We start from the raw sequence: 25,889 nt of genomic DNA, 5'->3' as shown, positions 1-25,889 counted from the left end.
ATCGTGTCCGAGGCTGAGATTCTTGAGCGCATCCGCGCCATTTTCAAAGAGAACTTCGCGATCGAGCCGGAGCGCGTGACGCCCGAGGCCAATCTGTTCGAAGAGCTCGATCTCGACAGCATCGACGCTGTCGACCTGGCGATCAAGCTGCAGGAAATGACCGGCCGCCGCATTAAGCCGGAGGAGTTCAAGTCGGTGCGCACGGTCGGCGATGTGATCGGTGCGGTCGAATCCCTGCTGGCGGCACAAGGCTGATGTTCGTCGCGCGCTCGCGTAGGCAAGCGGCGGCGGATCAGCCCGACGCCGACGCTCGCGTCACGGCCGCCGGGACTGCCGGGACCGTTCCGGCCTCGCGGAACGTGGGGCGTAGCTGGACTAAAGCCGTCGTGCAGGTGCTGTTGAAGCTCGCCTATCCCGCGCTGATTCTGTGCGCGTGGCGCTGGGATACGCCGCGCTACGTCGGCTGCATGCTGTTCGCGATTCTGTGGTTGCAGCGTTGGGCGGGCAGCGGTCCGGTCGCGACGTCGCTGCGGCGGCTCTCGTCGATCGACTGGACCGTGGTCGGCTTGCTGAGCGGCGCGTCGGCGGCGATCGTGTTGACCAATAGCGAACTGCTGTTGCGTCTTTATCCGTCGCTCGTCAATCTGGGGCTGTTGATCGCGTTCGGCGCGACGCTCGTGCGCGGGCCGTCGATGATCGAAAAATTCGCGCGGCTCGGCAATCCGGATCTGCCGCCGCGCGCGGTGCGTCATACGTGGCGCGTCACTCAGGTGTGGTGCGGGTTCTTTGCGCTGAACGGCGCGTTTTCCGCGTACACGGCGCTGTACTGGAGTCGCGCGAGCTGGTCGCTGTATAACGGCGCGATCGCATATGGGTTGATCGGCGTGCTGCTGGTGGCCGAGATCGTCTGGCGCTATCTGGTGGTGCTGCCGCGAGCCGCGCGTTCGGAGGCGGCATGATTGCGTTGCATGATGTGTTGTCGGCGGCTGTCGAGGCCGCCGGGTTGAAAACGCCGGTATGCCGCGATGGCGGCGTGGTGCTCGATCGCGCCGCGTTTCGCGCGCGCGTGGCGGGCTGGATCGCGCTGCTGCGCGCGCGCGACGCGCAACGCTACGCGCTGTGTATCGACGATCCGTTTGATTTTGCCTGCGCGCTGTTTGCGTTGTTCGCGTGCGGAAAAGAGCCGGTGATTCCGGCGAATGCGACGCCCGGGTATCTCGCCGATCTGGCCGATGCTTACGATGCGGTGCTCACGGATGCGGATCTGCCGCGGTTCGCTGCGGGTGATAACGGCGAGATCGACGGCACCGCCTACCGCATCGACCCGCAAGCCCCGCTCACGCTCTATACCTCTGGCAGCAGCGGCACCCCCAAACCGATCCGCAAAACGCTCGCGCAATTCAACGCCGAAGTACACACGCTCGAACGCCAGTGGGGCACGCTCGTCGGCGACGCCACGATGCTCGCGAGCGTGCCGCATCATCATATCTACGGTTTGCTGTTTCGCGTGTTGTGGCCACTTGCGGCAGGCCGCGCGTTCGACCGCGCGATCAGCCTCGAACCGTTGCATCTGCAACAGCAGATCGATCAGGGCGGCGCGACCGTCGTGGTGTCGACGCCCGCGCAACTGTCGCGCTGGCCCGCGCTGCCCGGCTTTGCCGCCTTGACGCCGGCGCCGCGCGCGTTTTTCTCGTCGGGCGGTCCGCTTGCGCTGGACGCCGCGCGGGAATACGCCGCGGCCTATGGCGCCGCGCCGCTCGAAATCTACGGCAGCACGGAGACCGGCGGCATTGCGTGGCGGCGCCAGGATCAGACGGACGCGTGGCAGCCGGTAGCCGGTATCGAAGTGCGTCGCGACGAAGACGGCGCGCTGAACGTGCGCTCGCCGCATCTCGACCATCGCGGCTGGCATCGCACCGACGACCAGATCGCGCTCGACGCCGACGGCCGTTTCCGTCTGCAAGGGCGGCTGGATCGCGTGCTGAAGCTGGATGGCAAGCGCGTATCGCTGCCGGAACTGGAAGCGCGGCTCGCGCGGCATCCGTATGTCGTGCAAGCGGCGTTGGTGCCGCTGGAAGGCGCCACGCGCGAGCGCGTCGGCGCCGTGGTGGCGTTGACCGAAGCGGGCAGCGAGGCGTTGCGCGACGAGGGCCGTGTGGCGCTCGCCAGGGCGCTGCGCCGGTATCTCGCCGACTATGTCGATGTCGTCGTGCTGCCGCGCCACTGGCGGTTTCGCGCGACGCTGCCGTTCGACGCACGCGGCAAGCTGCCGGCCGCGGCGCTCGCCGCCGCATTCGAGCCACGCAGCGAAGGCATGGAAGTGCTCGCCGAGGCGCGTAGCGGCGAGACGCTGCACTACGATCTGCGCGTGCCGCCCACGCTCGTGCATTTCGCCGGCCATTTTCCTGGGCTGCCGATTCTTCCCGGCGTCGTGCAGGTCGACTGGGCGATTCGCCTCGCCGCCGATCATGTGCCGGCCGTGCGCGCGATTGCATCGGTCGACCGTTTGAAGTTCATGGCGCCGGTGGCGCCGGGCGCGGTACTTAAACTCACGCTGGCCCACGACGCCGCGCGTCGGCGCGTACAGTTCGTCTACAAACTGAGCGGCCGTGAATGCGCGTCCGGCGTGATCGTCTACCGGGAGCACGCGTGATGAAGTTCGCCGCGTGCATCGTCATTCCGATCTACAACCATAAAGACGCGATCGACGCGACCGTCGCTCATCTCGCGGTGCATGACCTGCCGCTGTTCGTCGTCGACGATGGTAGCGACGCGCCGACCCAGCAGGTGCTCGCCGCGCTCGCGCAGCAGTACGCCGGTCGACTGACGCTGCTGCGCTTGCCGGTCAACGGCGGCAAGGGCGCGGCGGTGATGGCGGGGCTGCGCGCCGCATCTCGCGCGGGCTTCACGCACGCGTTGCAGATCGACGCCGACGGCCAGCACGACGCCACCGACGTGCCGCGTTTCATCGAAGCCGCGCAAGCCGAGCCCGGCGCGGTGATTCTCGGTCGGCCGGTCTACGACGAGAGCGTGCCGAAAGCGCGCCTTTATGGCCGTTATCTGACCCACGTGTGGGTGTGGATCGAAACGCTGTCGCTGACCATTCGCGATTCGATGTGCGGTTTCCGTTTATATCCGCTGGCGCTCGCCTGCGAGTTGATGGACCGCGTGCAGTTGCCAACGCGCATGGACTTCGACATCGAAATCCTCGTGCGTCTCTACTGGCGGCGCGCGGCGTTCCGCTCCATTCCGACGCGCGTCACGTATGCCATCGACGGCGTGTCGCATTTCGACGTGCTATGGGACAACGTGCGCATCAGTCGCAGTCACACGCGGCTCGTGTTCGGCATGCTGTGGCGTCTGCCGATGCTGCTCGCACACAAACTGATGCCGCGCCGCGCTGTACTCGCCGATGCGGCAAGCGCGCCAGGCGCTTCAATCGACGGGCACGGCAAAACCCAGCAAGACTGGTGGCGCATCGCCGAACGCGGCAGCCACCTCGGCATGTCCCTGCTCGCGCTCAGTTGCAAGCTGTTCGGCCGCCGTTTCACCGCACTGTGGCTGCATCCGATCGTCGCGTATTTTCTGCTGACGGGCCGCGCCGCGCGCGAAGCATCGAGCAACTACTTCAGGCACCTCGGCCAAGGCGCCCCACATGGCGATACGCCGCGTCCCGGCTGGCTCTCCGCTTACCGGCACATGCTGGCGTTCGCGCAGTCGGGCTTCGACAAGCTCGGGGCATGGTCTGGCCGCGTCAATAACGCCGACGTCAAATTCGAAGATCCCGCCGCCTTCCACGCGCTGACCGCGAGCGGCAAGGGCGCACTCGTGATCGGCGCGCATCTCGGCAATCTGGAAATGACCCGCGCGCTCGCCGCGCAGGGCGCCTATGCGAAGGTCACCGCAGTCGTCTATACCGAGCACGCGCGCCGCTTCAACAGCGTGCTGGCATCGGCCAATAGCGAGTTCGCGCGCCATCTGCTGGAAGTGCGCGACTTCGGTCCCGAGACCGCGATGCTGATGCAGGAGCGCGTGGATAACGGCGAGTTGCTGGTGATCGTCGGGGATCGCGTGCCCGCGCACGAAACGGGCCGCACGACCGAGGCGCAATTTCTCGGCTCGACCGCGCCGTTCGCGCAAGGCCCGTATGTACTCGCCCACGCGCTGGGCTGCCCGGTTTATCTGTTTTTCTGTCTGAAAGAACAGGACGGTTACCGTCTGTATTTCGAGCCGTTCGCCGAGCGCATCGAGTTGCCGCGCCGCGAACGCGCGCAGCATCTCGCGGCATGGGCGCAACGTTACGCCGTGCGGCTCGAACACTATTGCCGCAAGGCTCCTTATCAATGGTTCAACTTCTTCGATTTCTGGGCCAGCCCCAAGCGAGGCGCGAATGGCCGAACATGATCTGATCGATGCGTCGGTTGCCGACGCGCAGGTGAACGCACACGCCAATGCCGTCGTGGTCGGCGGCCGCAAGCTGACGATCGAAGAGGTCGTCGCGATTGCCCATCAGCGTGCGCCGATCGCACTGAGCGCCGATCCGGCGTGGCGCGCGCGTATTCAGCGCGGCGCGGATTTCTTGCGCCGCCATCTGGAAGCGGGCGCCACTGTCTACGGCGTCAACACCGGTTACGGCGACGCCTGCGTGGTCGACGTGCCGATGGAGCTGGTCGAAGCGTTGCCGCTGCAACTGACGCGTTATCACGGCTGCGGCATGGGCCAGTATCTCGACGACGCGCAAACCCTAGCGGTGATCGCCGCGCGGTTGAACTCGCTCGCTTATGGTTTTTCCGGCGTGCGTCCGGTGTTGCTCGAGCGGCTTGCCGATCTGGTCAATCATCGCGTGCTGCCACGCATTCCGTCGGAAGGGTCGGTCGGCGCGAGCGGCGATCTGACGCCGCTGTCGTACGTGGCCGCCGCATTGGCGGGCGAACGCGACGTGATGTTCGCCGGGCAGTTGCGCGACGTGCGCGACGTCTGGCAAGAACTCGGTCATGCGCCGCTCACGCTCGCGCCGAAAGAAGGCCTCGCGCTGATGAACGGCACGGCGGTGATGACGGGTCTCGCCTGTCTCGCGTTTGCGCGCGCCGATCACCTGACGCGCCTCACCGCGCGTCTCACCGCGCTCTGCACGGTGGCGCTCGACGGCCGCGCCGCGCACTTCGACGCGATGCTGTTCGAAGTGAAACCGCACGCCGGTCAGGCCGAAGCCGCAGCGTGGATTCGCGACGATCTGAGCGGGCGCGACGATACGCCGGGGCATCGGCTGCAGGATCGCTATTCGATTCGCTGCGCGCCGCACGTGATCGGCGTGGCGCGCGACGCGCTGACGTGGGTGCGTCGCGACGTGGAGAACGAGTTGAACAGCGCGAACGACAACCCGCTGATCGACCCCGACAACGGACGCGTGCTGCACGGCGGCAACTTCTACGGCGGCCATATCGCGTTCGCGATGGACTCGCTGAAAGTGGCGGTGGCCAATCTCGCCGATCTGATGGACCGGCAGCTCGCGTTGCTGGTCGACGTGAACTTCAACAACGGCTTGCCGCGCAATCTGTCGGGCGCGGCGCCCGCGCGGGTGGCGATCAATCACGGCTTCAAGGCGGTGCAGATTTCGTCGTCCGCATGGACGGCCGAGGCGTTGAAGAACACGATGCCCGCGAGCGTGTTTTCACGCTCCACCGAGGCCCACAATCAGGACAAGGTCAGTATGGGCACGATCGCCGCGCGCGATTGTTTGCGCGTGCTGGAATTGACCGAACAGGTGGCCGCCGCGCATACGCTCGCGACAGTGCAGGCCGCGCGCCTGCGCCTGAGGCTCGACAGCGCGACGCCGGTGCCGGCGCCGCTGCAAAGATTTATCGACAGGGTGAGCGCGGCGTCGCCGTTCGTCGACGAAGACCGTGCGCTCGAACACGAGTTGCGCGCGCTGACCGCGCGCATCGCGGCGTGCGATTTGCTGCACGACTATCGCGGAGGGGCGCACGCATGAGCGAGTCCCGCAAAGTACCGAGCGCGAGCGCAACGGTCGAAGTGCCGTTCCACGACGTCGATGCGATGAACGTCTGCTGGCACGGCCATTATCTGAAGTACTTCGAGATCGGCCGCGCGGCGCTGCTGCGTACCTTCGATTACGACTATCGCGAGATGCAGGCGTCCGGCTATCTGTGGCCGATCGTCGAGGTGCATCTCAAGTATGTGCGACCGGCCATCTACGGCCAGCAGATCGAAGTGCGCACGCAACTGCTCGAACATGAAAACCGCCTGAAAATAGGCTATGAAATCGTCGATTGCGCGTCCGGTACGCGCTTGACGAAGGGCTATACGATCCAGGTCGCCGTCGATGCCGCGACCCAGGAGCTGCAGTTCGTGTCGCCGCCCGTGGTGTTCGACAAGCTGGAGCGCGCATGGGGACAGTGAACTTGCGCGCGGCGCTGGTGAGCGGCTGCGTGGCCGTCGGTGCGTGCGGGATGCTGGCGGCGCTCGCATGGCCGCTGTCCGTGATGGCCGCGCCATCGTCGGAGGCATTGCAGGCGTCGCCGTCATCCGCTGCGGGCAATCCCGCGCTGGTCTCGCAGATCACCACGCATCTCGCGCAAGCCAAGGGCGTGCGCGCGCAGTTCACGCAGACGCAGACCCTCGCCGCGATGAGGCAGCCGCTCGTCAGTAGCGGCTCGCTGCTGTTCTTTCGCGAGCGCGGCGTGATCTGGCAGATCGACGCGCCCTACAAGGCCACTTACGTCATCACTGATTCTGGCGTCGCCGAACTCAACGCCGCGGGCCAGCGCGTGACGGCTCACAGCGCGCAAGGCGCACGCGGCGTCGCGCAAGTGTCGAAGATGATGCGCGCGATGCTCGGTGGCGATCTGTCCGCGCTGTACTCGCAATTCGACGTGCGGGCCGAAGGCAGCGCCGCGCAATGGCGCATGCAACTCACGCCGAACCAGCCGCAGATCGCGCAGTCGATCAAAGGCCTGGAGATGAGCGGTGGCGACTATCTGCAAAGCTTGCGCATCACGCTCGCTAATGGCGACGTAACGACGCTCGACTTCGCCAGGAGCGCGGCGGTCGCCGAACTGACGCCGGCTGAGCGCGGCCTGCTCGGAGCGCCGTAATGGACATGCTGCAACCGCGGTCCGCGAAACAGACGTGGAGCATGCGCGCCGCGTGGCTGCTGCTCGCGCTGGTCGCGACGCTGTACTGCGGCTGGCGCTTCACGGGACCGTCGCCGTTGCAGACCAATCTGCTCGCGCTGTTGCCGGCCACCGAGGCCGACCCGGTCGCCGAACAGGCGGTCGATACGTTGGCGAGCGCGCTCGGCGATCGCACGGTGTTTCTCGTCACCAGCAAGGACGACGCGCATGCGAAGGCCGCGGCCCGGCAATTGGGCGGTTCGCTGCGGCAGAGCCGGGCGTTTGGTTCGGTGACGGCGGAGTTGCCGCCGTTCGATCTGTCGCAGATCGGCGCGTTGTATATGCCGTATCGCTTTGGGCTGCTGACGCCGGGCGATCGCGCGGCGCTCGCCGCGCCACGACAATCGACCCTGCACGACGCCCTTGCGCAACGCATCTACAGCCCGTTACAAAGTGGCCTGACGACGCCACTTGCCGACGATCCCTTCGGCTGGCTCGAACACTGGCTGAACGGCCTGCCGCTCGCCACCTCGAACCTCGAACTCGAAGACAACCTGCTGGTATCGCATCGCGGCGACGCGACCAGCGTGCTGATCGTCGCGACCTTGCCGGGCTCGGCCTACGAAACCAGGACACAGCATGCCGTGCTTGCCGCGCTCGCCCAAGGCGAACAGCAACTGAAGCAGTCGTTCCCCGACGTCTCGGTCGCGCGAACCGGCGCGGTGTTCTACGCGGAATCGGCGCGCAGCGCTTCCGAACATGAGGTGCATCTGATCGGCGTCGCGTCGCTGTGCGGCATCGCGCTGCTGATGATGTGGGTGTTCCGTTCGCCGCGTCTGCTGCTGCTCGGCTTCGTATCGACGGCGCTCGGCATTGTCTGCGCACTGGCCGTGACGATGCTGGTGTTCGGCAAACTGCATCTGTTGACGCTGGTGTTCGGCGCGAGTTTGATTGGCGAGGCCGTTGACTATTCGATCCAGTACTTCGTGGTCTATCTCGGCGCCGGCAGCGATTGGGATGCCCGGCGTGGCGCTCGCGCGGTGCGTCCCGCGCTGACGGTCGCATTGACGACCAGCCTGCTCGGCTACGCGATCCTGATGTGGGTACCGTTTCCGGCGCTCAAGCAGATTGCGTGCTTTGCGATGGCGGGTATCACGACGGCATTCGCCTCCGTGCTCTGGCTGTTGCCCGCCTTGTTGACGCGGCCGCCGAAGCGCAGTCCGCGGCGACTGTTCGCGGGCGCGGCGCGTGGGCTCACGGTCTGGCATCGCACGATCGGCGGCCGGCGCGCGTGGCTCGTCGCGTCGCTGCTGCTGATCGTCGCGATTCCCGGCTGGCTGCGTTTGACCAGCGACGACGATATCCATCTGCTGATCCAGCGCGATCCGTCGCTCGTCGCGCAGGAGGACAAGGTGCGTGACGCGATCGGCGTGGATAACAGCGCGCAGTTTTTCGTCGTGCGCGGCGAGACGCCGGAGCTCGTGTTGCAACGCGCCGAAGCGCTGGGCACGAAGCTGGATGCGTTGAACGGTACCGCGAATAAAGTGGGCAACTATCAATCGGTCGCGCAATTCGTGCCCTCGGCGAAACAGCAGAATGACGACCATGCGTTGCTCGCGCAGCATGTCTTCAACGACCCGGCCGCGTTGCGCGCGACACTCATGCAAGCCGGCTTCAAGGACGAAGTCGCCGATGCATGGCTCGCCGCGTTCGCCAAACCGCAAGCGCCGTTGACTGTCAACACATGGCTCGCTGCACCGTGGTCGCAACCGTACCGGCATTTGTGGCTCGGCGAAGTGGATCCTGCTACGAAAGCGTACGCCGCCGTCGTGATTCCGCAGGGCGTGACGCTGCGGAATGAACCCGCCTTGATCGCGACGGCGCAAAGTCTGCCGGGTGTCGTGTTCGTCGACAAGGCCGCGAGCGTGTCGAAGCTGTTCGGCGCGTATCGCGTGGATAGCGGTTGGTGGCTCGGTGGCGCGCTTGTGCTGGTGCTGATTCTGCTGGTGGTGCGATACGCCCCGAAGGAAGCCCGCTTGGCCGATCGCCTGCGTGGCGGCATCGCCGTGACCTTGCCCGTGTTACTCGCCGTGGGCGTCACGCTGGCCGCATTTGGTTACGCCCGCGTGCCGCTCAACCTGTTCAACTGGCTCGCACTCATGCTGGTGCTCGGCGTCGGCGCAAACTATGCGGTGTTTCTGCGCGAAGGCTGTCTGCGCGCGAATGCGGATCTCGGCGCGGTCTGGACCGGCGTGCTGCTCTCGTCGGCCACCACGTTGTTGTCGTTCGGCATGCTCGGCATGAGCGCCATGCCCGCGCTGAAGAGTTTCGGCGCCACGCTCTCGCTCGGCATTCTCGTCTCGGTGCTGCTCGCGCCGATCGGCATGCCATCGGAATCCAGGAGGGTCGCATGAAAGCGCCATCAGTTTATTTGCACGCGCTCGGCATGATCAACGCGCTCGGCGGCGACCTCGCTCACATCGTTCCCGCACTGGCCGCCGCGCAATCGCCCGGCATGGCGAGCGCGCATACGGGCATCGGCGAGGCGTTCGTCGGCAGCGTGCTCGCGCCGCTCGATCTGGCGCCGTCCGCCGAACTCGCGCGTTACGACTGCCGCAACAACCGTCTGCTGCTCGCCGCGTTGACGCAGATCGCACCCGCCGTCGATGTCGCACGCGAGCGTTACGGCGCGCACCGGATTGGTGTGGTGCTCGGCACCAGCACGTCGGGCATCGAAGCGGCCGAAGCCGCGTTTGTCTATCAGGCGCAAGCGGGCTGCTTACCCGCGAACTTCAACTACCGGCAGATGGAAATCGGCACCGCCGCGCCGTTCGCCGCCGCCGCGCTCGGTGTGCATGGACCGGCGTTCACCATTTCGACGGCCTGCACGTCGAGCGCCAAGGCGTTTGCGTCGGCGCGTCGTCTGTTGCAACTGCAGCTGTGCGATGCGGTGGTGGTAGGCGGCGTCGATTCGCTGTGCGAGTTGACGGTGCAGGGTTTCGCCTCGCTCGAATCGACCAGCGCCGTGCGCACCAATCCGATGAGCCGCAATCGTTGCGGGATCAACGTCGGCGAAGGCGCCGCGGTGTTTCTGATGAGCCGCGACGAAGCGCCGGTGCGGCTCGCGGGCGTCGGCGAATCGAGCGACGCGCATCACATTTCGGCGCCGGACCCGCAAGGCGTGGGCGGCGAACTGGCGCTGCGCGAAGCGCTCGCGGAGGCGGGCGTCGCGCCGTCGGCGATCGGCTATGTGAATCTGCACGCCACCGCCACACGCAAGAACGACGAGATGGAAGCCGGCCTGATGGCGCGCGTGTTCCCCGAAGGCGTCGCGGCGAGCGGCACCAAGCCGTTGACCGGCCACCAGCTCGGCGCGGCCGGCGCCACCGAACTCGGCTTCGCGTGGCTGACACTGTCGCGCGACGACGTGCCGTTGCCGCGTCATGTGTGGGATGGCGAGGCCGATCCTTCGCTGCCGGTATTGGACCTCGTTGAAACCGGGCGTTTTCTGCCGCGCGGCGTGGACTCGCAGTACGTGATGAGTAATTCGTTTGCTTTCGGCGGCAGCAATGTCAGCCTGATTCTGGCCCGGTAATGCGCACGATGACGACGACGCTAACCCCAACCACGCCGGCTGCAATGCCAATACCGACACCAACACCAACGCACGAGCAGCTACTGCGTCAACCGATCGAAGCCATCATCCCGCATCGCGGCACGATGCTGCTGATCGATGCCGTGGAAGCCTTCGACGAAGACACGTTAAGCGCGCGCGCCACGGTCCACGCCGACGCTTGGTACGCCGACACGCAAGGCGCGATGCCCGCGTGGCTCGGCATCGAACTGATGGCGCAGGCGATCGCCGCGCACGTCGCGTTGCTGGCCATGCGCGGCGGCGGCCGCGCGCGGCCCGGTGTCCTGCTCGGCTCGCGCAGCTACAAGGCGCTGGAGCCGACTTTCAGCGGCGGCGCGCAACTGCGGGTTCACGTCACCGAACTGCTGCGCAGCGAAGAAGGCCACGGCGCGTACGAATGCACGATCCATCACGGCGATCTGCATTGCGCGGAAGCCGTCGTCAAGGTGTTTCAACCGCCCGATTTTCAGTCATTCATTGAAGGGAGTTTCAGTTCATGAGCCGGCGTGTTCTCGTTACCGGCGCAAGCCGCGGCATTGGCCGTGCGATTGCGTACAAGTTGGCCGCCGACGGCTTCGCCGTCTCCGTGCATTGCCGCACGGGACGCACCGAAGCCGAAGCGGTTGCGACGGGCATCGCCGCGCAGGGCGGCACGGCGCGCGTGCTGCAATTCGACGTGCGCGAACGGGCGGTGTGCCGTGACGTGCTCGAAGCGGATGTCGCCGCGCATGGACCGTACTACGGGATCGTCTGCAGCGCGGGCGTGACCCGCGACGCCGCGTTTCCCGCGCTCAGCGAAGAAGACTGGGACATCGTGATCGAAACCGGTCTCGATTCGTTTTACAACGTCGTGCATCCGCTCACCATGCCGATGGTGCGCGCTCGCAAGGGCGGCCGGATCGTCACGATCGCGTCGGTGTCCGGCGTGATGGGCAATCGCGGCCAGGTCAACTACAGCGCGGCGAAAGCCGGCCTGATCGGCGCGACCAAGGCGCTCGCCGTCGAACTGGCGACGCGCAACATCACTGTCAACTGCGTGGCGCCGGGGCTGATCGAGACCGGCATGCTCGAGGAACTGCAACTCGAGCACGCGCTGAAGACGGTGCCGATGAACCGCGTCGGCCAGCCTGCCGAGGTGGCGTCCGTGGTCAGCTTCCTGATGTCGGATGCGGCCTCGTACGTCACGCGTCAGGTGATCGGCGTCAACGGTGGGATGGTGTGATGAAGCGTGTCGTCATTACCGGCATGGGCGGCGTCACGGCGTTCGGCGATAGCTGGGACGTCATCGAGCCGCGCCTGAAAAGCGGCGTGAACGCGGTGCGCCGGATGCCCGAATGGGATTACTTCGAATCGCTGCATACGCGGCTCGCGTGTCCGTTGCCGGAATTCAAGGCGCCCGCGCATTACCCGCGCAAGAAGACCCGTTCGATGGGCCCGGTGTCGATGTACTCGGTGCGCGCCAGCGAACTCGCGCTGGCCGATGCCGGCCTTGCCGACAACGACACCATCAAGGACGGCCGCATGGGCGTCGCCTACGGTTCGTCGTCGGGCTCGGTGCAACCGATCCGCGCGTTCGGCACGATGCTCGAAACCGGCTCGATGGGCGACGTCACGTCGAACAGCTACGTGCAGATGATGCCGCACACCACGGCGGTCAACGTGAGCCTGTTCTGGGATCTCAAAGGACGGATCATTCCGACCTCGTGCGCCTGCGCGTCGGGCAGCCAGGCGATCGGCTACGCGTACGAGGCGATCCAGAGCGGCAAGCAGACGCTGATGCTGGCGGGCGGCGCGGAAGAACTGTCGGGCCCGGCGGTCGCCGTGTTCGACACGCTGTACGCGACCAGCACGCGCAACGACGAGCCGCATCTGACGCCGCGTCCTTTCGATGCCGCGCGCGACGGCCTCGTGGTCGGCGAAGGCGCGGCCACGCTGGTGCTCGAGGAATACGAACACGCGGTCGCGCGCGGGGCGCGGATTCACGCGGAAATCGTCGGCTTCGGCTGCAATTCGGACGGCGCGCATATGACCCAGCCGACCGCCGAAACCATGGCGCTCGCCATGCAACTCGCGTTGCGCGATGCGCAACTGTCGCCCGACGCGATTCAGTACGTGAACGCGCACGGCACCTCGACGGATCGCGGCGATATCGCCGAAAGCCATGCGACCGCGCAGACCTTCGGTGCGCACATGCCGATCAGTTCGCTGAAGAGCTATGTCGGCCACACGCTCGGCGCGTGCGGCGCGCTCGAAGCGTGGTGGACCATCGAAATGATGAAGCGCAACTGGTACGCGCCAACCCTGAACCTGAGCAACGTGGATCCGGCTTGCGCGCCGCTCGATTACATCGTCGGCACGGGCCGTGAGATCGACGCCGACTACGTGATGAGCAACAATTTCGCGTTCGGCGGCATCAACACGTCGCTGATTTTCAGGCGCGTTCGATGAGCGTGGCGCTGCAACGCGTCGTCGTGACCGGCATGGGGATCGTGTCGTGTCTCGGCAATACGCTCGACGGTGTGTCCGCGGCGTTGCGCTCGGGCCGCTCGCGGATCGAGCGGATCGACGCATGGCGCGAGCGCGGCTTCGGCTCGCAGGTGGCGGGCGTGGCGTCGGTCGCGCACGAGCCGCCGTTCGAGCGCAAGTTCGAACGCTTCATGGGCGACACCGCGCGCTTCGCGTGTCACGCCGCGCGCCGGGCGATCGACGACGCCGGTCTCACGCAAACCATGCTGCGTTCGCCGCAAGCGGGCACGGTGATCGGCTCGGGCGTCGGCAACATGCAGAGCTACGACGCGGCCATGTTGATCGCCAACGCCCGCGGCGTCGACAAGGTGCCGCCGTACGTCGTACCGCATGCTATGAGCAGCACCACGTCGGCCAATGTCGCACAGGTGTTCGGACTCGAAGGCGTCAGCTACTCGCCGTCGTCGGCCTGCACCACGTCGGCGCTCGCGATCGGGCAGGCCATGCAACTGATTCAGAGCGGCCGCCAGCAGATCGTGCTGGCCGGCGGCAGCGAATCGCTGCACGACAACATGACGCTGATGTTCGATTCGATGGGCGCGTTGTCGCGGCGCTTCAACGACACGCCTCAGCACGCCTCGCGGCCGTACGACACCGCGCGCGACGGCTTCGTGATTGCGGCGGGCGCCGGCGTGCTGGTGCTCGAAGCGCGCGACCACGCGCTGGCGCGCGGCGCGCGCATCTACGCGGAGCTGACCGGCTTCGGCGACTGCACCGACAGCGCCGGTATGGTCGCGCCGCGCGCGGCCGGTATTGCGCGGGCCATGCGCGGTGCGCTGAACGAAGCGGGCAAGCGGCCCGACTACATCAACGCGCACGCCCCGTCGACGCCGCTCGGCGACGTCGAAGAACTGCGCGCGCTAGGCGACGTGTTCGGCGCCGCGTCCGACCGGTCTTCCGGGCATGGCGTGCCGGCGTTCTCGTCGACCAAGGGCATGACCGGGCATCCGCTCGGCGCGTGCGGCGCGCATGAGGCGATCTATACGTTGCTGATGATGCGCGACGGTTTTATCGCGGGAACGGCGGGCATTGAGACGCCGGAGCCGGAGCTGGGCGATTTGCCGCTCGTGCGCACTACGCGCGAGGCGCGGATCGAGACGGCGATGTCGGTTTCATTTGGGTTCGGCGGCAGTTGCGCGAGCCTGATGTTTGAAGCGTGGCAAGGCGGCTGACACGGCCGCGAAATCTAAAAAACCGAGGGTGATAACAATGAAAAAGATAGGTGTGTTGGGCGCGCTGGCGGTCGTGGCGCTGACGCAGACGGGCTGCGCGACGCAGGTGTTGACGGTGCCGCTGAATGCGGCGGGTGGTCAATCGGGCGGTGGCGAGCCGGTGCATTTCCGCAAGCAGGTGGCGCCGACCGCGGCGGGCGGTCAACCGGCCGAGAGCGTGCAGGTGTATTTCGGCCCGCAGGATCACCCAGCGGTGAGGACCCAACTGGGCGATGTGTCGTATTCGGTGCGGATCGCCCGTCAGGTCAACACGCCGGATGGCGCATGCCATGCGGCGCTCGCCGAAGCGGTGCGCAAGCTGCGCGCCGCGGCGCGCGAACATAACGCGAACGCGGTGATCGACGTGCAGACGCGTTTTCATAGCACCGAGACCAACTCGCCGACGGATTTCACCTGCGGCGTGAGCAATAGCGCAGCGGCGGTCGCCGTGAAAGGCCAGCTTGTCGTGCTGGAACCGAACTGAGCCGCCGAAGCAGGTCGGATTGAAATAGAACTCACATAGCAACAACAACTACCAAGGAGTCTCAATGAAACGCCATCTGATGTGTGCAGCACTGATCGCTTCGTTCGCCACGCTCTGCGCCGCACCGGCTTTCGCACGCGACACCGTCGACAACTACCCGATCGACGCCGCGTTGCACAGCGAACCCGGCAAGGTCAGCGACGATATCGGCCTGTATTTCGCGGGGCAACGCCATGCGGCGGTCGTCAAGTCGATGGGTGAATTCGCCACCAACAAGAAGACCAACGCATTCGGCAAGAGCGACCTGCAGGCGTGCCAGCACGTGTTCCTGTCGGCGGTGATCGAATTGCAGGAACGCGCGCGCAAGGAAGGCGGCAACGCGGTGATCAACATCAAGAGCAACTACAAGAACGAATTGCGTGAGAGCGCGACCGAGTTCACGTGCGGTGCGGGTGCGGTGATTGCCGGTGTGGCATTGACGGGCGACGTGGTGACGTTGCGCAAGTAAGGGCAGGCGGGTTGGACGCGGCGCCATGCGGTGCCGCGAAGCATCAAGGCGGCAAGGCGGCGGTGGATGCCGGCGCCTTGCGCCGCTAAGGCAGATAAGCAGGTAGCAGGTAGCAGGTTTGATTCGTGCTTAAAGGACTTTGACGTGCGTTAAAGCGCGCTTTAACCGGCCTTCACCGCCGCGACATTGACCAGCGTCTCGCGACGCTTGCCGGGCCGCGGATGGGACAGCCCGATGCGTTCGAACAGACCGAAGTCTTTCGCGCGGCTCCACCACAGGTAAGGCAACGAAACGTTGCGCTGGGTGAAGCTGAAGCCGCCACGGCGGATCATGTCGAGGTAGCCGTCGGCGCTCTTTTGCACATGCATCGGATGACGGAACAGCAGCCGGATCACCCACGACTTGATGTACGCGTCGGTGGATTCGGCGAACAGCAGCACGCCGCCCGGTTTGAGCACGCGGCGGAATTCGGCGAGCGCGCGGTCCTGCTCGACGAGGTGATGGAAGGTTTGATGGCAGAACACGACGTCGGCGCTGGCGTCGGGCAACGGCAGTTGCGCGCAGTCGCCGTGCAGCACGTCGATATCGGCGCACTGGGCGCGGCACGCGTTGGCCGCGTTCGTGGCGAGCGCCAGCGACGCCTCATGGAAATCGACGCCGACGATGCGCCGCGGCTTGAACGCCTCGGCGAGCAGCCGGAACGAAATGCCTTGTCCGCAGCCGACGTCGACGATTACCGGCGCGGCCGGCAACGGTGTGTCGATCAGGCGTTTGAGGTCGTTGATGGCGACCCGCAGGACGTGGTGTTCCCACGTGTGGGTACGCAGGAACCAGATGCCGAAGGCCGTTTCGGGCACGTACGGCACGCTGGATGTTTCGGATGGCGACACGCTGGACTCCGCGGCGAAATTTTGTTTTTGCTGTGCCCCGGGCGCGTTTCATGCGGGGCGTTTAGCAGGCAATTGTAACGAGAAGTAAGGATGCAGCGTAACGCTGCACATGGCAAGCAAACGATTTGAGGCAAATTTGACTACACACACGTCAGAGCGCACTAGCGTCGATGTCGCGATCATCGGCGCGGGTCCGGCGGGCGCGGTTGCGGCAGCGCTGCTGCGCAAAGCGGGTCGTTCCGTGCTGGTGCTGGAGCGCCAGCATTTTCCGCGTTTCTCGATCGGCGAGAGCCTGCTGCCGCAGAGCATGGCCTACCTCGAAGAAGCCGGCATGCTGCAGGCCGTGGTCGAGGCCGGCTTCCAGTACAAGAACGGCGCGCATTTCATCTATCGTGACAAGTCGTCGGCGTTCGATTTCCGCGACAAGCATTCGCCGGGCTGGGGCACCACGTACCAGGTCGAACGCGCGGTGTTCGACGACATTCTGATTCGCTGTGCGGCGGAACAGGGCGCCGACGTGCGCTTCGGTCATGCGGTGCGCGCGGTTCACACCGGCGCGAGGCCACTCGTCGATGTGATCGACGAGGCGGATCACGCGTATCAGATCGAAGCGCGTTTCGTGCTTGACGCGAGCGGCTTCGGCCGCGTGCTGCCGCGCCTGCTGAACCTCGAAGCGCCGACGCGCATGCCCACGCGCGCCGCGATTTTCACGCACGTGCAGGACGGCATTCCGGCCGGCGTCACCGACCGCAACAAGATTTGCGTGGCGACCCATCCGGAGCGCCGCGACGTGTGGTTCTGGATGATTCCGCTGGCGGGTGGCCGTTCGTCGGTGGGCTGCGTGGCGGAGGCGAGTTTCCTCGAGACGCCGGAAGCGGAGCGCGACGCGAAGCTGCGCGAATTGATCCAGCAGGAGCCAACGTTCAACCGGCTGATCGGCAACGCGCCGTTCCTGATGCCGGTACGGCATATCGGCGGTTATGCGGCCAACGTGGAGCGTTTGCATGGCCCGGGTTACGCGTTGCTCGGCAATGCGGGCGAGTTTCTCGATCCGGTGTTCTCGTCGGGCGTGACGATCGCGTTGCGCTCCGCGCATCTCGCGGTCGAGACCTTGAACCGTCAACTGGACGGCGAAGAGGTCGACTGGTCCGCCGCTTACGACGTGCCGTTGCGCAAGGGTATCGATACGTTCCGCGCGTTTGTCGAGCGTTGGTATACGGGCGCGTTGCAGGACATCATCTTTTATCCGGATCAGGCGCCGTCGATCCGGCGGATGATTGCCGCGGTGCTGGCGGGTTATGCGTGGGACGAGTCGAATCCGTATGTCGCGGATCCGGTGCGGCGGCTGAATGCGTTGCACGAGGTGTGTACGCAGCGTTGAGCGGATTGTCGTCACCGTCGCCGTTGCCACGTGCCACGGCATAAGCCAAGGAAAAACGGCGCTTCGAAATCGAAGCGCCGTTTTTTCATTCCGCCGTGGCGATGGTTATGCTGCGATCCGTGCCGTACGCGGTGCATGCACCCGCACATCGTCGCGGCGATGCACGCGCTTGCCGGCCGCATACGTCTCATAGATCGCGCGGTCGTCGCCGAGCAGCGCGAACGCGAACAGCAACTCTTCCAGCGATTCGGTGCGCGCGGTGCGGCGTGCGAGCAGCGGCGTTGCTTGCGGATCGAGCACGACGAAGTCCGCCTCCGACTTCGGCTTCAACGTGCCGACTTTATCCGCGAGGTCGAGCGCTTCGGCGGCGCCGGCGGTGGCCAGATAGAACATCCGCGTGGCGGTCAGATGGTGGCCGGTGAGACGCGCGACCTTGTGTGCTTCGTTCATGGTTTGCAGCATCGAGAACGACGTGCCGCCGCCGACGTCGGTGGCCAGTGCGATCGGCATGCCGGCCGCGTCGGCCTTGTCGAAGTCGAACAAGCCGCTGCCGAGGAACAGATTCGACGTCGGGCAGTGCGACGCGACCGCGCCGGTTTGCGCCATGCGCTTGCGGTCTTCCTCGTCGAGGTAGATGCAATGGCCGTACACCGCGCGGCGGCGCAGCAGCCCGTAATGATCGTAAATATCCAGATAGCTGCGGTGGCCCGGGAACAGATCGGCGACCCACTTCACTTCGTCGGTGTTTTCCGCGACGTGGCTCTGGATGAAAATGTCCGCATGCTCTTTCGCCAGCACACCGCACGCTTCGAGTTGCGCTTCGGTCGATGTGGGTGCGAAACGCGGCGTGAGCGCGTACATCTGACGGCCACGGTTGTGCCAGCGGCCGATCAGTTCGGCGCTGTCGTCATAGCCCGATTGCGGCGTGTCTTGCAGGAACTCGGGGCAATGGCGGTCCATCAGCACCTTGCCGGCCACCATCCGCAGATTGCGCGCTTCGCTCTCGGTGAAGAGCGCGTCGGCGGATTCCTTATGGACTGTGCAATACACCAGCGCGGTGGTCGTGCCGCAAGCCAGCAGTTCCTCGACGAAAAAGCTCGCCGTGTCGCGCGCATACGCCGGATCGGCAAAGCGCCGTTCGGTCGGGAACGTGTACGTGTCGAGCCACGGCAGCAAACCCGGCGCCGGCGACGCGATCATGTCGGTCTGCGGATAGTGAATGTGCGTGTCGATGAAGCCCGGCACGATCAGCTTGTCGCGCATGTCCTGCACCTGGGTGCCGGGCGCGAGTTGCGACGCGAGCGCCGCATACGCGCCGGCCGCGACCACGTGACCGTCTTCGACGATCAGCAAGCCGTCTTCGTTGAAGACCGCCGCATTGGGCGATTGCGCGGGATCGCCGTTGAAGGTCAGCAGTTGCGCACGAAATGCCGATTGGCCTGCTTTAGCCGGGTTGGCCGAATGAGTCATGGAAAAACCGTCTCCGATTGTGGGAAGCTGAACAGCCTGGCGACGGTGTTTCGACTGCGTTCTCCGTAGAGAGCGTGCCGCCGCCGGCTGCTATACGTCGGCCCGTCAGTGCGGGCCGTCTGGGTGCCAGTGCGCGTCGAGCTTCGCGATCAGTTCGCTGCGTTCCTCGGGCGTGACGAACGACGCTTCGAAGCTGTTGCGGATGATCGTGTAGACCTCGGCATCGTTGAGCTTCAACGCGTCGATGGTGGCGAAATAATTGGCGTTCACGTAACCGCCGAAATACGCGGGATCGTCGGAATTCACCGTCACGGCGACGCCGCGATCGAGCAGGTCCTTCAGCGTGTGTTTGGTCAGGTCGTCGAACACGCACAGCTTCAGGTTGGACAGCGGACACACGGTCAACGCCACGCGCGAATCGGCCAGACGCGCGACCAGCGCCGGGTCTTCGATACTGCGCACGCCGTGATCGACGCGGTCTACTTTCAGCAGATCGAGCGCTTCGTAGATATACGAGGGCGGACCTTCTTCGCCCGCATGCGCGACCAGTTTCAGACCGAGAGCGCGCGCCTTGGCGAACACGCGTTCGAACTTCGAAGGCGGATGGCCGCGCTCCGACGAATCGAGCCCCACGCCGATCAGGCGGTGCCGATATTGCTCGAATAGCGGGCGCGCTTCCTCGAAGGTGGCGAGCGCATCTTCTTCGGACAGGTGACGCAGGAAACACAGAATCAGCTTGCTCGTCATGCCGCGCTTTTCGGCGTCGGCGAGCGCGCGCTCAATCCCGGCGACGACCGTCGCGATCGGCACACCGCGTTCGGTGTGCGTCTGCGGATCGAAGAAAATCTCGCTGTGAATCACGTTGTCGGCGAGGCAGCGTTCCACGTACGCCGTCGTCATGTCGTAGAAATCCTGCTCGTGCAGCAGCACGCTCGCGCCGGCGTAATAGATGTCGAGGAACGATTGCAGATCGGTGAACGCGTACGCGGCGCGCAACGCGTCGATCGAGTCGTACGCGAGCTTCACGCCGTTGCGCTCGGCGAGCGCAAAAATCAGCTCGGGTTCGAGCGAGCCTTCAATATGAATGTGCAACTCGGCCTTCGGTGCCCGCGCGGTTTTGTCGGCGAGCGTCGTGGGGGTAGCAGTCGTTATCGTCATGGTCGGTCAGGGGTGATGTTGGAGTCGGTTCGCACTGGATGCCGTCGCCTTATCTGAGGGCTGTCGGACAAGGCGCCTCGTGTCAAACCGTATGCGTCGCGTGATGCAGGCTTGCGTTCGCCTCGACGGCTTGCAACACCTGCGCCGCCGCCGAGATCGCGATGATTTCCGGCGACTTGTCGACGATGCCGTCCACGCCGAGCGGGCACTTCATCCGCCCGATCAGCGCCGGGTCGAGACCGCGTGCGGCGAGCCGGTGTTCGAACTGCTTGCGCTTGCTGTGCGAGCCGATCATGCCGAAGAAGGCGAAATCGCCACGCCGCAGAATCCGCTCGGCCAGTTCGAGATCGAGCGCGTGGTTATGCGTCATCACGATGAAGTACGTGTTCGGCAACGCCTGGTCGATGGCTTCGTCGGGGGCGTCGTTCGGATCGATTTTCACGTTGGCCGCGTGCAGCAATTCGGCCGGCGGAAACTGCGCGTCGCGCTCGTCCACCCAGCGCACCGCGCAGGGCAGCGTGGCCAGCACGCGAACCAGCGCCGCGCCTACGTGACCGGCGCCGAACAGCACGACCGAAAAGTCGCCTGGCGCGATGGTCTCGGTGAGCAGCGCGCCGCTGTCGTCGAAGCCGGCGCCGTCCCACAGCAGGCAGTCGGCGGCGTCGACACCCGGCTCGGGGTCGGACAGCATCACCGCATCCGGTGCGGGGCCGAATGATACGCTACGCACCGTCGATTGGCCCGCGGCCACGCGTTTCGCGAGCGACGTGATCCAGCCGAGATCGCCGATGTCGAGCCGCTCGAACGCCAGAATCACCGCGCCGCCGCAGCATTGGCCGAGGCTCGGGCCGAGCGCGAAACGCTCCAGCCGGCGCATGTGCGGCGAGCGCATGCCGTCGCGCAACACCTGGCGGGCGGTCTCGATCGCTTTCCATTCGAGGTGGCCGCCGCCAATGGTGTGTTTCGCCGATTCGCGCGTGACGATCATCTTGGTGCCGGCTTCGCGCGGCGCCGAACCTTCGACGCGCGCGACCGTGACCAGCACGGCGGCGTCGCCATGCGCGAGCAGATGTTGCAGGTCAGGTAGCCAGGCTTGCATCCGGCTGTTCTCCATACAGGGCCGCGCGGGGTGTCCGTGCGGCCGGTTGAGTGTGGTCCGGCGCGTTCGTGTCGCGTGGGGCCGTGGTTCGGGTGGTTCGGTTCATGCGTTTCGATTCACGTTCGTCACGTCGTGTTGCTCGATTCAGCGGGTTCCGGTCTTGGGTCGGGCGGTTGCGTGTCGCTCGCCGCGTGTAATGCGTCCAGCGCGTCGAGAATCGCCTCGGGCGTGGCCGGTGCGCGCAGCGGCGGTGCTTGCCGCGCGTGCGGCACGGCGGCCGCGATGGCGTCGCGAATCGCCAGAAACACCGAGAACGGCAGCAACAACGGCGGCTCGCCGACCGCCTTCGAGTGGAACACGGTCGGCTCGGCGTTGCGGTTCTGATAAAGCTGCACGTGGAACGCCGCGGGCGTGTCGCTCACCGCCGGAATCTTGTACGTGGACGGCGCGTGCGTCATCAGACGGCCGTCGCGGTTCCACCATAGTTCTTCGGTGGTGAGCCAGCCCATGCCTTGAATGAAGCCGCCTTCCACCTGGCCGATGTCGATTGCCGGATTGATCGACTGGCCGGCGTCGTGCAGCACGTCCGCGCGCACCAGTTTCCATTCGCCGGTCAGCGTGTCGATCACGACTTCCGACACCGCCGCACCGTATGCAAAGTAATAAAACGGATGACCGGTTAGCGTTTTCGCATCCCAATGCACCTTCGGCGTGGTGTAAAAACCGTCCGACCACAACTGCACGCGCGCCAGGTACGCGGCGCTCACCAGTTGCTCGAACGGCATCGCGCCGCCGTTCACCGATACCTCGCCATGCATGAAGCGCACGTCGTTCGCATGGCCGCCGAGTTGTTTCGCTGCGAGTTCGGCGAGCCGCGCGCGAATGGTTTGCGCGGCGGCTTCGGCGGCCTTGCCGTTCAGATCGCTACCGGTCGATGCCGCGGTGGCCGAGGTGTTGGCGATCTTCGACGTGTCGGTTGCCGTGACCCGCACGCGCGTGAGCGGCAAACCCAATGCATTCGCCACGACCTGCGCGACCTTCGTGTTGAGCCCCTGGCCCATCTCGGTGCCGCCGTGGTTGACCAGCACCGAACCGTCTTTGTACACATGCACCAGCGCGCCGGCCTGATTCAGAAACGGCACGTTGAACGAAATGCCGAACTTCACCGGCGAGAACGACAGACCGCGTTTCAGCACCGGGCTCGTTGCGTTGAAGGCCGCGATTTCAGCGCGGCGCGCGCGATAGTCGCTGCTGTCGAGCAGCTCGTCGGTGAGCGGCGCGATCACGTTGTCTTCGACGCGCTGTCCGTATGGCGTCGTATCGCGCTCGCCAATGCCGTAGTAATTGGCGACGCGCACGTCGAGCGGATCGCGCTTCAACTGACGCGCGATGCTGTCTATCATCACCTCCATCACGAGCGCGCCTTGCGGACCGCCGAAGCCGCGAAACGCGGTGTTCGACTGCGTATTCGTCTTGCAGCACAGGGCGACGATGTCGACGTCCGAGAGGTAGTAGGCGTTGTCGAAGTGGCACACGGCGCGCGTGGCGACGGCGCCGGAGAGGTCGGCGGAATAGCCCGCGCGCAATGCGATTTCGACGCGCGCGCCGAGAATGCGGCCGGTGTCGTCGAAGCCGGCTTCGTAGGAATAAATCGCGTCGTGGCGCTTGCCGGTAATCATGAAATCGTCGTCGCGATCGGCGCGCAGTTTGACCGGGCGACGCAGCAGTTTTGCGGCCAGCGACGCCACGCAGGCGAACAGTGCCGATTGCGATTCCTTGCCGCCGAAGCCGCCGCCCATGCGCCGGCATTCGCACAGCACGCTATGCGCCGGCCAGTCGAGCATATGCGCGACCACCTGCTGCATTTCGCTCGGATGCTGCGTCGAACTGTAGACCAGCATGCCGTCCATTTCTTTCGGCACGGCGTACGCGATCTGGCCTTCGAGATAAAACTGTTCCTGGCCGCCGACTTCGAACGTGGCGGCGATCCGGTGCGGCGCGGCGGCGATTTTCGCGGCCGGCTCGCCGCGCTTCAGATGCAGCGGCGGCAGGACGTATTGCTGCTTTGCCTTGGCTTCAGCGGGCGTGAGGATCGCTTCGAGCGGTTCGTAGCGGATCACGTCGTCGCTTTTCGCGAGCGCCGCGGCACGGCGGGCGAGGTCGTGGCTTTCGGCGATCACGGCGAAGACCGGTTGGCCGAGGTACAGCACTTCGTCGACGGCGAGAATCGGGTCGTCGTGCAGCACCGGGCCGCAATTGTTTTCGCCGGGGATATCGTCGGCGGTGAGCACGGCGATCACGCCGGGCGCTCGTCTGACCGCGTCCAGATCCATGGAGACGATGCGCGCATGCGCATGGTGCGACAAGCCGAGAGCGGCGTGCAACGTGCCGTGCAGTTCGACGACGTCGTCGGTGTAGGTGGCTTCGCCGCTGACGTGCAGCGCCGCGGATTCGTGCGGCAGCGAGACGCCGATTGCCGTGTCGTTTTCCAGCGAGGCGATATGCCTGGCGTGCGGGCGCGCGGCGGGTTTTTCGAGCGGATTTTCTGCCGGTTTTTCGGGCTGCTTCGTGGGGCTTTGCGCGGTTGGGTTCGCGCTATGGTCAGCCGCCTTCGCGGCACGCCTCGCCGCCTGATCGACGAAAGCATCGGTGCGGTTCATCACGACGGCTCCTTCGCCACGAGGGCGTCCGGTGCGCCGGTCTCGAATGCAAACGCATTCACGTCGCACAGCGCGAGCGGCGCATCGTCGCGCGTTTCGAGGTGGAAGCGCCACAACACGTTGCGCGCCACCTTCAGCCGGTAAGCGCTCGACGCGCGCATGTCGCTAAGCGGCTGGTAATCGGCGACGAGCGCGTTCATGGCCTGCCGCGCCGTGCTTTCGTTCCATACCGCGCCGGTGAGGGCGGCTTCGGTTTGCGCGGCGCGCTTCGGCGTGGCCGCCATGCCGCCGAACGCAATGCGGGCTTGCCGGATCGTGCCGGTTTCGTCGATCTGCAAGGCAAAGGCCGCGCACACCGCCGAGATGTCCTGATCGTAGCGTTTCGATACTTTGTAGGTGCGAAAGCGCAGCGTGGCCGCAGGGCGCGGCACGCGCAATGCCGCGACGAATTCGCCGGCTGCCAGCGCGGTTTTCTGATAGCCGAGGTAGAACGCGTCGAGCGGCAGCGTGCGGGTTGTCGGGCCGTGACGCAGCACGACTTCGGCGTCGAGCGCGAGCAGCGCGGGCATCGAATCGCCGATCGGCGAACCGTTCGCGACGTTGCCGCCGAGCGTGCCGGCGTTGCGGATCGGCAGCGACGCGAAGCGGGTCCACAGTTCGGCGAGTTCGGGGTAATCGACGGCGAGCGCGGCGTAGGCGTCTTCGAGCGTGACGGCGGCGCCGATCGTCAGCGTTTGCGCGTCGCGCTCGATCGTCTTCAATTCGGCGACGTTGCCGATGTACAGAATGTCGCCGAGATCGCGGAACTGCTTGGTGACCCACAGGCCGACGTCGGTGCTGCCGGCCAGCAGGCGCGCCTGCGGATGCTCGGCGCGCAGACGGGCGAAGGCGTCGAGCGATACCGGCGCGTGGAAGGCGGGCGAGCCGAAGGCGGCGCCGCGCGCGTCGGGGGCGCGGTATTCGAACGTGTCGTGGCGTTGCAGCGCGCGCAATTGTTCCGCGATGGCCCGCCGGTCCAGCGTCGCGCGCGGGTATTGCGGGTAGTCGAACATTTTCTGCGACGCGTCGACGATCGGCCGGTAGCCGGTGCAGCGGCACAGATTGCCGGATAGCGCGGCGTTGATTTCGTCGCGGGTGGGCAGGCCAGCGGCGGCCGGCTGGTTTTCGTACAGCGCCCACATCGACATGACGAAGCCGGGCGTGCAGAAACCGCATTGGGAGCCGTGGCAATCCACCATGGCTTGCTGGACGGGGTGTAGCGCGCCGTCGGCGGCGCGCAGGTCTTCGACGGTGAAGAGGGCGCGGCCGTCGAGCGTGGGCAGGAACTGGATGCAGGCGTTGACCGCTTTCAGCGCCAGCTCGCCGTGGGCGTCCAGTTCGCCGATCACGACGGTGCAGGCGCCGCAATCGCCTTCCGCACAGCCTTCCTTGGTGCCCGTGCAACGCAAATCCTCGCGCAGGTGCTGAAGCACGGTGCGCGTCGCCGGGACGTCCGTGACCTCACGGACGGACCCCTGGTGATAAAAGCGGATGGTTTGCGATGTCATGGCGAATCCAGAAGACAGTGCGGACCGGGCGCGCGTTACGCATGGGGTCGCGCCAAAGCCGGCCTCGCGCACGTAGATCGCCATCCAGGTCCGAATTTAGCACTACCCAGTCTCAAAAATATTTCCCATGGCGCATGACGCTTATTCGGATGCGGTCATGAATAAGTACGATTCGCGCCGCGCCGGGA

22 protein-coding genes are annotated in these 25,889 nt (G+C 65.7%); 16 read left to right on the top strand and 6 right to left on the bottom strand.

Translation table 11 applies throughout. The annotated features are described in order from the left end of the window. The first annotated feature begins 3 nt into the window (after nucleotides 1-3). The 15 genes from B0G83_RS14015 to B0G83_RS13945 all read left to right on the top strand — a co-directional run bounded on the left by B0G83_RS14015 (nucleotide 4) and on the right by B0G83_RS13945 (nucleotide 15,496). Nucleotides 4-255, top strand: coding sequence for an acyl carrier protein (locus B0G83_RS14015; protein ID WP_035547711.1), 252 nt, complete (start codon nucleotides 4-6; stop codon nucleotides 253-255). After that, nucleotides 255-959, top strand: coding sequence for a hypothetical protein (locus B0G83_RS14010; protein WP_105507987.1), 705 nt, complete (start codon nucleotides 255-257; stop codon nucleotides 957-959). The genes B0G83_RS14015 and B0G83_RS14010 overlap by 1 nt, the downstream gene beginning before the upstream one ends. Next, a complete protein-coding gene (locus tag B0G83_RS14005) occupies nucleotides 956-2,653 on the top strand; it encodes an AMP-binding protein (protein ID WP_105507986.1) in 1,698 nt (565 codons plus the stop codon). Before B0G83_RS14010 ends, B0G83_RS14005 begins: the two co-directional genes overlap by 4 nt. Beyond that, entirely contained in the window at nucleotides 2,653-4,404 is a 1,752-nt protein-coding gene (locus tag B0G83_RS14000) for a glycosyltransferase (RefSeq protein WP_105507985.1), read from the top strand. Before B0G83_RS14005 ends, B0G83_RS14000 begins: the two co-directional genes overlap by 1 nt. Further along, nucleotides 4,391-5,992 (top strand): histidine ammonia-lyase, encoded by a 1,602-nt coding sequence (gene hutH, locus B0G83_RS13995; RefSeq protein WP_105507984.1) that lies wholly within the window; start codon nucleotides 4,391-4,393, stop codon nucleotides 5,990-5,992. The genes B0G83_RS14000 and hutH overlap by 14 nt, the downstream gene beginning before the upstream one ends. After that, on the top strand, nucleotides 5,989-6,420 hold the full coding sequence (locus tag B0G83_RS13990) for a thioesterase family protein (protein ID WP_105507983.1): 432 nt from the start codon (nucleotides 5,989-5,991) through the stop codon (nucleotides 6,418-6,420). The genes hutH and B0G83_RS13990 overlap by 4 nt, the downstream gene beginning before the upstream one ends. Continuing rightward, the gene (locus B0G83_RS13985; protein WP_105507982.1) at nucleotides 6,408-7,115 is read left to right on the top strand and encodes an outer membrane lipoprotein carrier protein LolA; all 708 of its coding nucleotides are present in this window, start codon (nucleotides 6,408-6,410) and stop codon (nucleotides 7,113-7,115) included. The genes B0G83_RS13990 and B0G83_RS13985 overlap by 13 nt, the downstream gene beginning before the upstream one ends. Next, the gene (locus B0G83_RS13980; protein WP_105507981.1) at nucleotides 7,115-9,547 is read left to right on the top strand and encodes an MMPL family transporter; all 2,433 of its coding nucleotides are present in this window, start codon (nucleotides 7,115-7,117) and stop codon (nucleotides 9,545-9,547) included. Before B0G83_RS13985 ends, B0G83_RS13980 begins: the two co-directional genes overlap by 1 nt. Beyond that, on the top strand, nucleotides 9,544-10,728 hold the full coding sequence (locus tag B0G83_RS13975) for a beta-ketoacyl-[acyl-carrier-protein] synthase family protein (RefSeq protein ID WP_105507980.1): 1,185 nt from the start codon (nucleotides 9,544-9,546) through the stop codon (nucleotides 10,726-10,728). Before B0G83_RS13980 ends, B0G83_RS13975 begins: the two co-directional genes overlap by 4 nt. A 44-nt stretch (nucleotides 10,729-10,772) precedes the next feature. Next, a complete protein-coding gene (locus B0G83_RS13970) occupies nucleotides 10,773-11,267 on the top strand; it encodes a hotdog family protein (protein ID WP_105508115.1) in 495 nt (164 codons plus the stop codon). Further along, complete coding sequence (locus tag B0G83_RS13965; RefSeq protein WP_105507979.1) at nucleotides 11,264-11,989, top strand: 3-ketoacyl-ACP reductase FabG2; 726 nt, start codon at nucleotides 11,264-11,266, stop codon at nucleotides 11,987-11,989. The genes B0G83_RS13970 and B0G83_RS13965 overlap by 4 nt, the downstream gene beginning before the upstream one ends. Further along, entirely contained in the window at nucleotides 11,989-13,215 is a 1,227-nt protein-coding gene (locus B0G83_RS13960) for a beta-ketoacyl-ACP synthase (protein ID WP_105507978.1), read from the top strand. The genes B0G83_RS13965 and B0G83_RS13960 overlap by 1 nt, the downstream gene beginning before the upstream one ends. After that, nucleotides 13,212-14,465, top strand: a complete 1,254-nt coding sequence (locus tag B0G83_RS13955) for a beta-ketoacyl synthase (RefSeq protein WP_105507977.1) — start codon at nucleotides 13,212-13,214, stop codon at nucleotides 14,463-14,465. The genes B0G83_RS13960 and B0G83_RS13955 overlap by 4 nt, the downstream gene beginning before the upstream one ends. A 37-nt stretch (nucleotides 14,466-14,502) precedes the next feature. Continuing rightward, nucleotides 14,503-14,988: a signal peptidase gene (locus tag B0G83_RS13950; RefSeq protein WP_105507976.1), complete on the top strand. Its 486-nt coding sequence runs from the start codon at nucleotides 14,503-14,505 to the stop codon at nucleotides 14,986-14,988. 64 nt (nucleotides 14,989-15,052) lie between these two features. After that, a complete protein-coding gene (locus B0G83_RS13945) occupies nucleotides 15,053-15,496 on the top strand; it encodes an excinuclease ABC subunit A (protein ID WP_105507975.1) in 444 nt (147 codons plus the stop codon). Between the two features lie 161 nt (nucleotides 15,497-15,657). Here the strand turns inward: B0G83_RS13945 and B0G83_RS13940 are convergent, their stop codons facing one another. After that, nucleotides 15,658-16,386, bottom strand: coding sequence for a class I SAM-dependent methyltransferase (locus B0G83_RS13940; RefSeq protein WP_105507974.1), 729 nt, complete (start codon nucleotides 16,384-16,386; stop codon nucleotides 15,658-15,660). A gap of 136 nt (nucleotides 16,387-16,522) precedes the next feature. Between B0G83_RS13940 and B0G83_RS13935 the strand changes: the two genes are divergently transcribed. Continuing rightward, on the top strand, nucleotides 16,523-17,767 hold the full coding sequence (locus B0G83_RS13935) for an NAD(P)/FAD-dependent oxidoreductase (RefSeq protein WP_105508114.1): 1,245 nt from the start codon (nucleotides 16,523-16,525) through the stop codon (nucleotides 17,765-17,767). Nucleotides 17,768-17,872: 105 nt separating this feature from the next. Here B0G83_RS13935 and guaD read toward each other — a convergent pair whose 3' ends face one another. The 5 genes from guaD to xdhA all read right to left on the bottom strand — a co-directional run bounded on the left by guaD (nucleotide 17,873) and on the right by xdhA (nucleotide 25,701). Continuing rightward, nucleotides 17,873-19,237 carry a guanine deaminase gene (gene guaD, locus B0G83_RS13930; protein ID WP_105507973.1) on the bottom strand — a complete coding sequence of 455 codons (1,365 nt, stop codon included), beginning with the start codon at nucleotides 19,235-19,237 and terminating at the stop codon, nucleotides 17,873-17,875. Between the two features lie 105 nt (nucleotides 19,238-19,342). After that, entirely contained in the window at nucleotides 19,343-20,395 is a 1,053-nt protein-coding gene (locus tag B0G83_RS13925; protein WP_105507972.1) for an adenosine deaminase, read from the bottom strand. Between the two features lie 82 nt (nucleotides 20,396-20,477). Beyond that, entirely contained in the window at nucleotides 20,478-21,494 is a 1,017-nt protein-coding gene (gene xdhC / locus B0G83_RS13920; RefSeq protein WP_105508113.1) for a xanthine dehydrogenase accessory protein XdhC, read from the bottom strand. A gap of 125 nt (nucleotides 21,495-21,619) precedes the next feature. Then, nucleotides 21,620-24,154, bottom strand: a complete 2,535-nt coding sequence (gene xdhB / locus B0G83_RS13915; RefSeq protein WP_105507971.1) for a xanthine dehydrogenase molybdopterin binding subunit — start codon at nucleotides 24,152-24,154, stop codon at nucleotides 21,620-21,622. Continuing rightward, complete coding sequence (gene xdhA / locus B0G83_RS13910; protein ID WP_181156853.1) at nucleotides 24,154-25,701, bottom strand: xanthine dehydrogenase small subunit; 1,548 nt, start codon at nucleotides 25,699-25,701, stop codon at nucleotides 24,154-24,156. The genes xdhB and xdhA overlap by 1 nt, the downstream gene beginning before the upstream one ends. Between the last annotated feature and the right edge of the window lie 188 nt (nucleotides 25,702-25,889).

Origin of the sequence: Paraburkholderia sp. BL21I4N1 (assembly GCF_002973525.1) — a bacterium.
Classification (GTDB): Bacteria; Pseudomonadota; Gammaproteobacteria; order Burkholderiales; family Burkholderiaceae; genus Paraburkholderia.
Note: the sequence above shows the minus strand (reverse complement) of the source record. Positions and strands in the feature narration are given on the sequence as shown.

Bases quoted from the DNA above. Each gene is read 5' to 3' on its own strand.
- B0G83_RS14010 (WP_105507987.1), top strand. From the start codon at position 255: ATGTTCGTCGCGCGCTCGCGTAGGCAAGCGGCGGCGGATCAGCCCGAC.
- B0G83_RS14005 (WP_105507986.1), top strand. From the start codon at position 956: ATGATTGCGTTGCATGATGTGTTGTCGGCGGCTGTCGAGGCCGCCGGG.
- B0G83_RS14000 (WP_105507985.1), top strand. From the start codon at position 2,653: ATGAAGTTCGCCGCGTGCATCGTCATTCCGATCTACAACCATAAAGAC.
- hutH (WP_105507984.1), top strand. From the start codon at position 4,391: ATGGCCGAACATGATCTGATCGATGCGTCGGTTGCCGACGCGCAGGTG.
- B0G83_RS13990 (WP_105507983.1), top strand. From the start codon at position 5,989: ATGAGCGAGTCCCGCAAAGTACCGAGCGCGAGCGCAACGGTCGAAGTG.
- B0G83_RS13985 (WP_105507982.1), top strand. From the start codon at position 6,408: ATGGGGACAGTGAACTTGCGCGCGGCGCTGGTGAGCGGCTGCGTGGCC.
- B0G83_RS13980 (WP_105507981.1), top strand. From the start codon at position 7,115: ATGGACATGCTGCAACCGCGGTCCGCGAAACAGACGTGGAGCATGCGC.
- B0G83_RS13975 (WP_105507980.1), top strand. From the start codon at position 9,544: ATGAAAGCGCCATCAGTTTATTTGCACGCGCTCGGCATGATCAACGCG.
- B0G83_RS13970 (WP_105508115.1), top strand. From the start codon at position 10,773: ATGCCAATACCGACACCAACACCAACGCACGAGCAGCTACTGCGTCAA.
- B0G83_RS13965 (WP_105507979.1), top strand. From the start codon at position 11,264: ATGAGCCGGCGTGTTCTCGTTACCGGCGCAAGCCGCGGCATTGGCCGT.
- B0G83_RS13960 (WP_105507978.1), top strand. From the start codon at position 11,989: ATGAAGCGTGTCGTCATTACCGGCATGGGCGGCGTCACGGCGTTCGGC.
- B0G83_RS13955 (WP_105507977.1), top strand. From the start codon at position 13,212: ATGAGCGTGGCGCTGCAACGCGTCGTCGTGACCGGCATGGGGATCGTG.
- B0G83_RS13950 (WP_105507976.1), top strand. From the start codon at position 14,503: ATGAAAAAGATAGGTGTGTTGGGCGCGCTGGCGGTCGTGGCGCTGACG.
- B0G83_RS13945 (WP_105507975.1), top strand. From the start codon at position 15,053: ATGAAACGCCATCTGATGTGTGCAGCACTGATCGCTTCGTTCGCCACG.
- guaD (WP_105507973.1), bottom strand. From the start codon at position 19,237: ATGACTCATTCGGCCAACCCGGCTAAAGCAGGCCAATCGGCATTTCGT.
- B0G83_RS13925 (WP_105507972.1), bottom strand. From the start codon at position 20,395: ATGACGATAACGACTGCTACCCCCACGACGCTCGCCGACAAAACCGCG.
- xdhC (WP_105508113.1), bottom strand. From the start codon at position 21,494: ATGCAAGCCTGGCTACCTGACCTGCAACATCTGCTCGCGCATGGCGAC.
- xdhB (WP_105507971.1), bottom strand. From the start codon at position 24,154: ATGAACCGCACCGATGCTTTCGTCGATCAGGCGGCGAGGCGTGCCGCG.
- xdhA (WP_181156853.1), bottom strand. From the start codon at position 25,701: ATGACATCGCAAACCATCCGCTTTTATCACCAGGGGTCCGTCCGTGAG.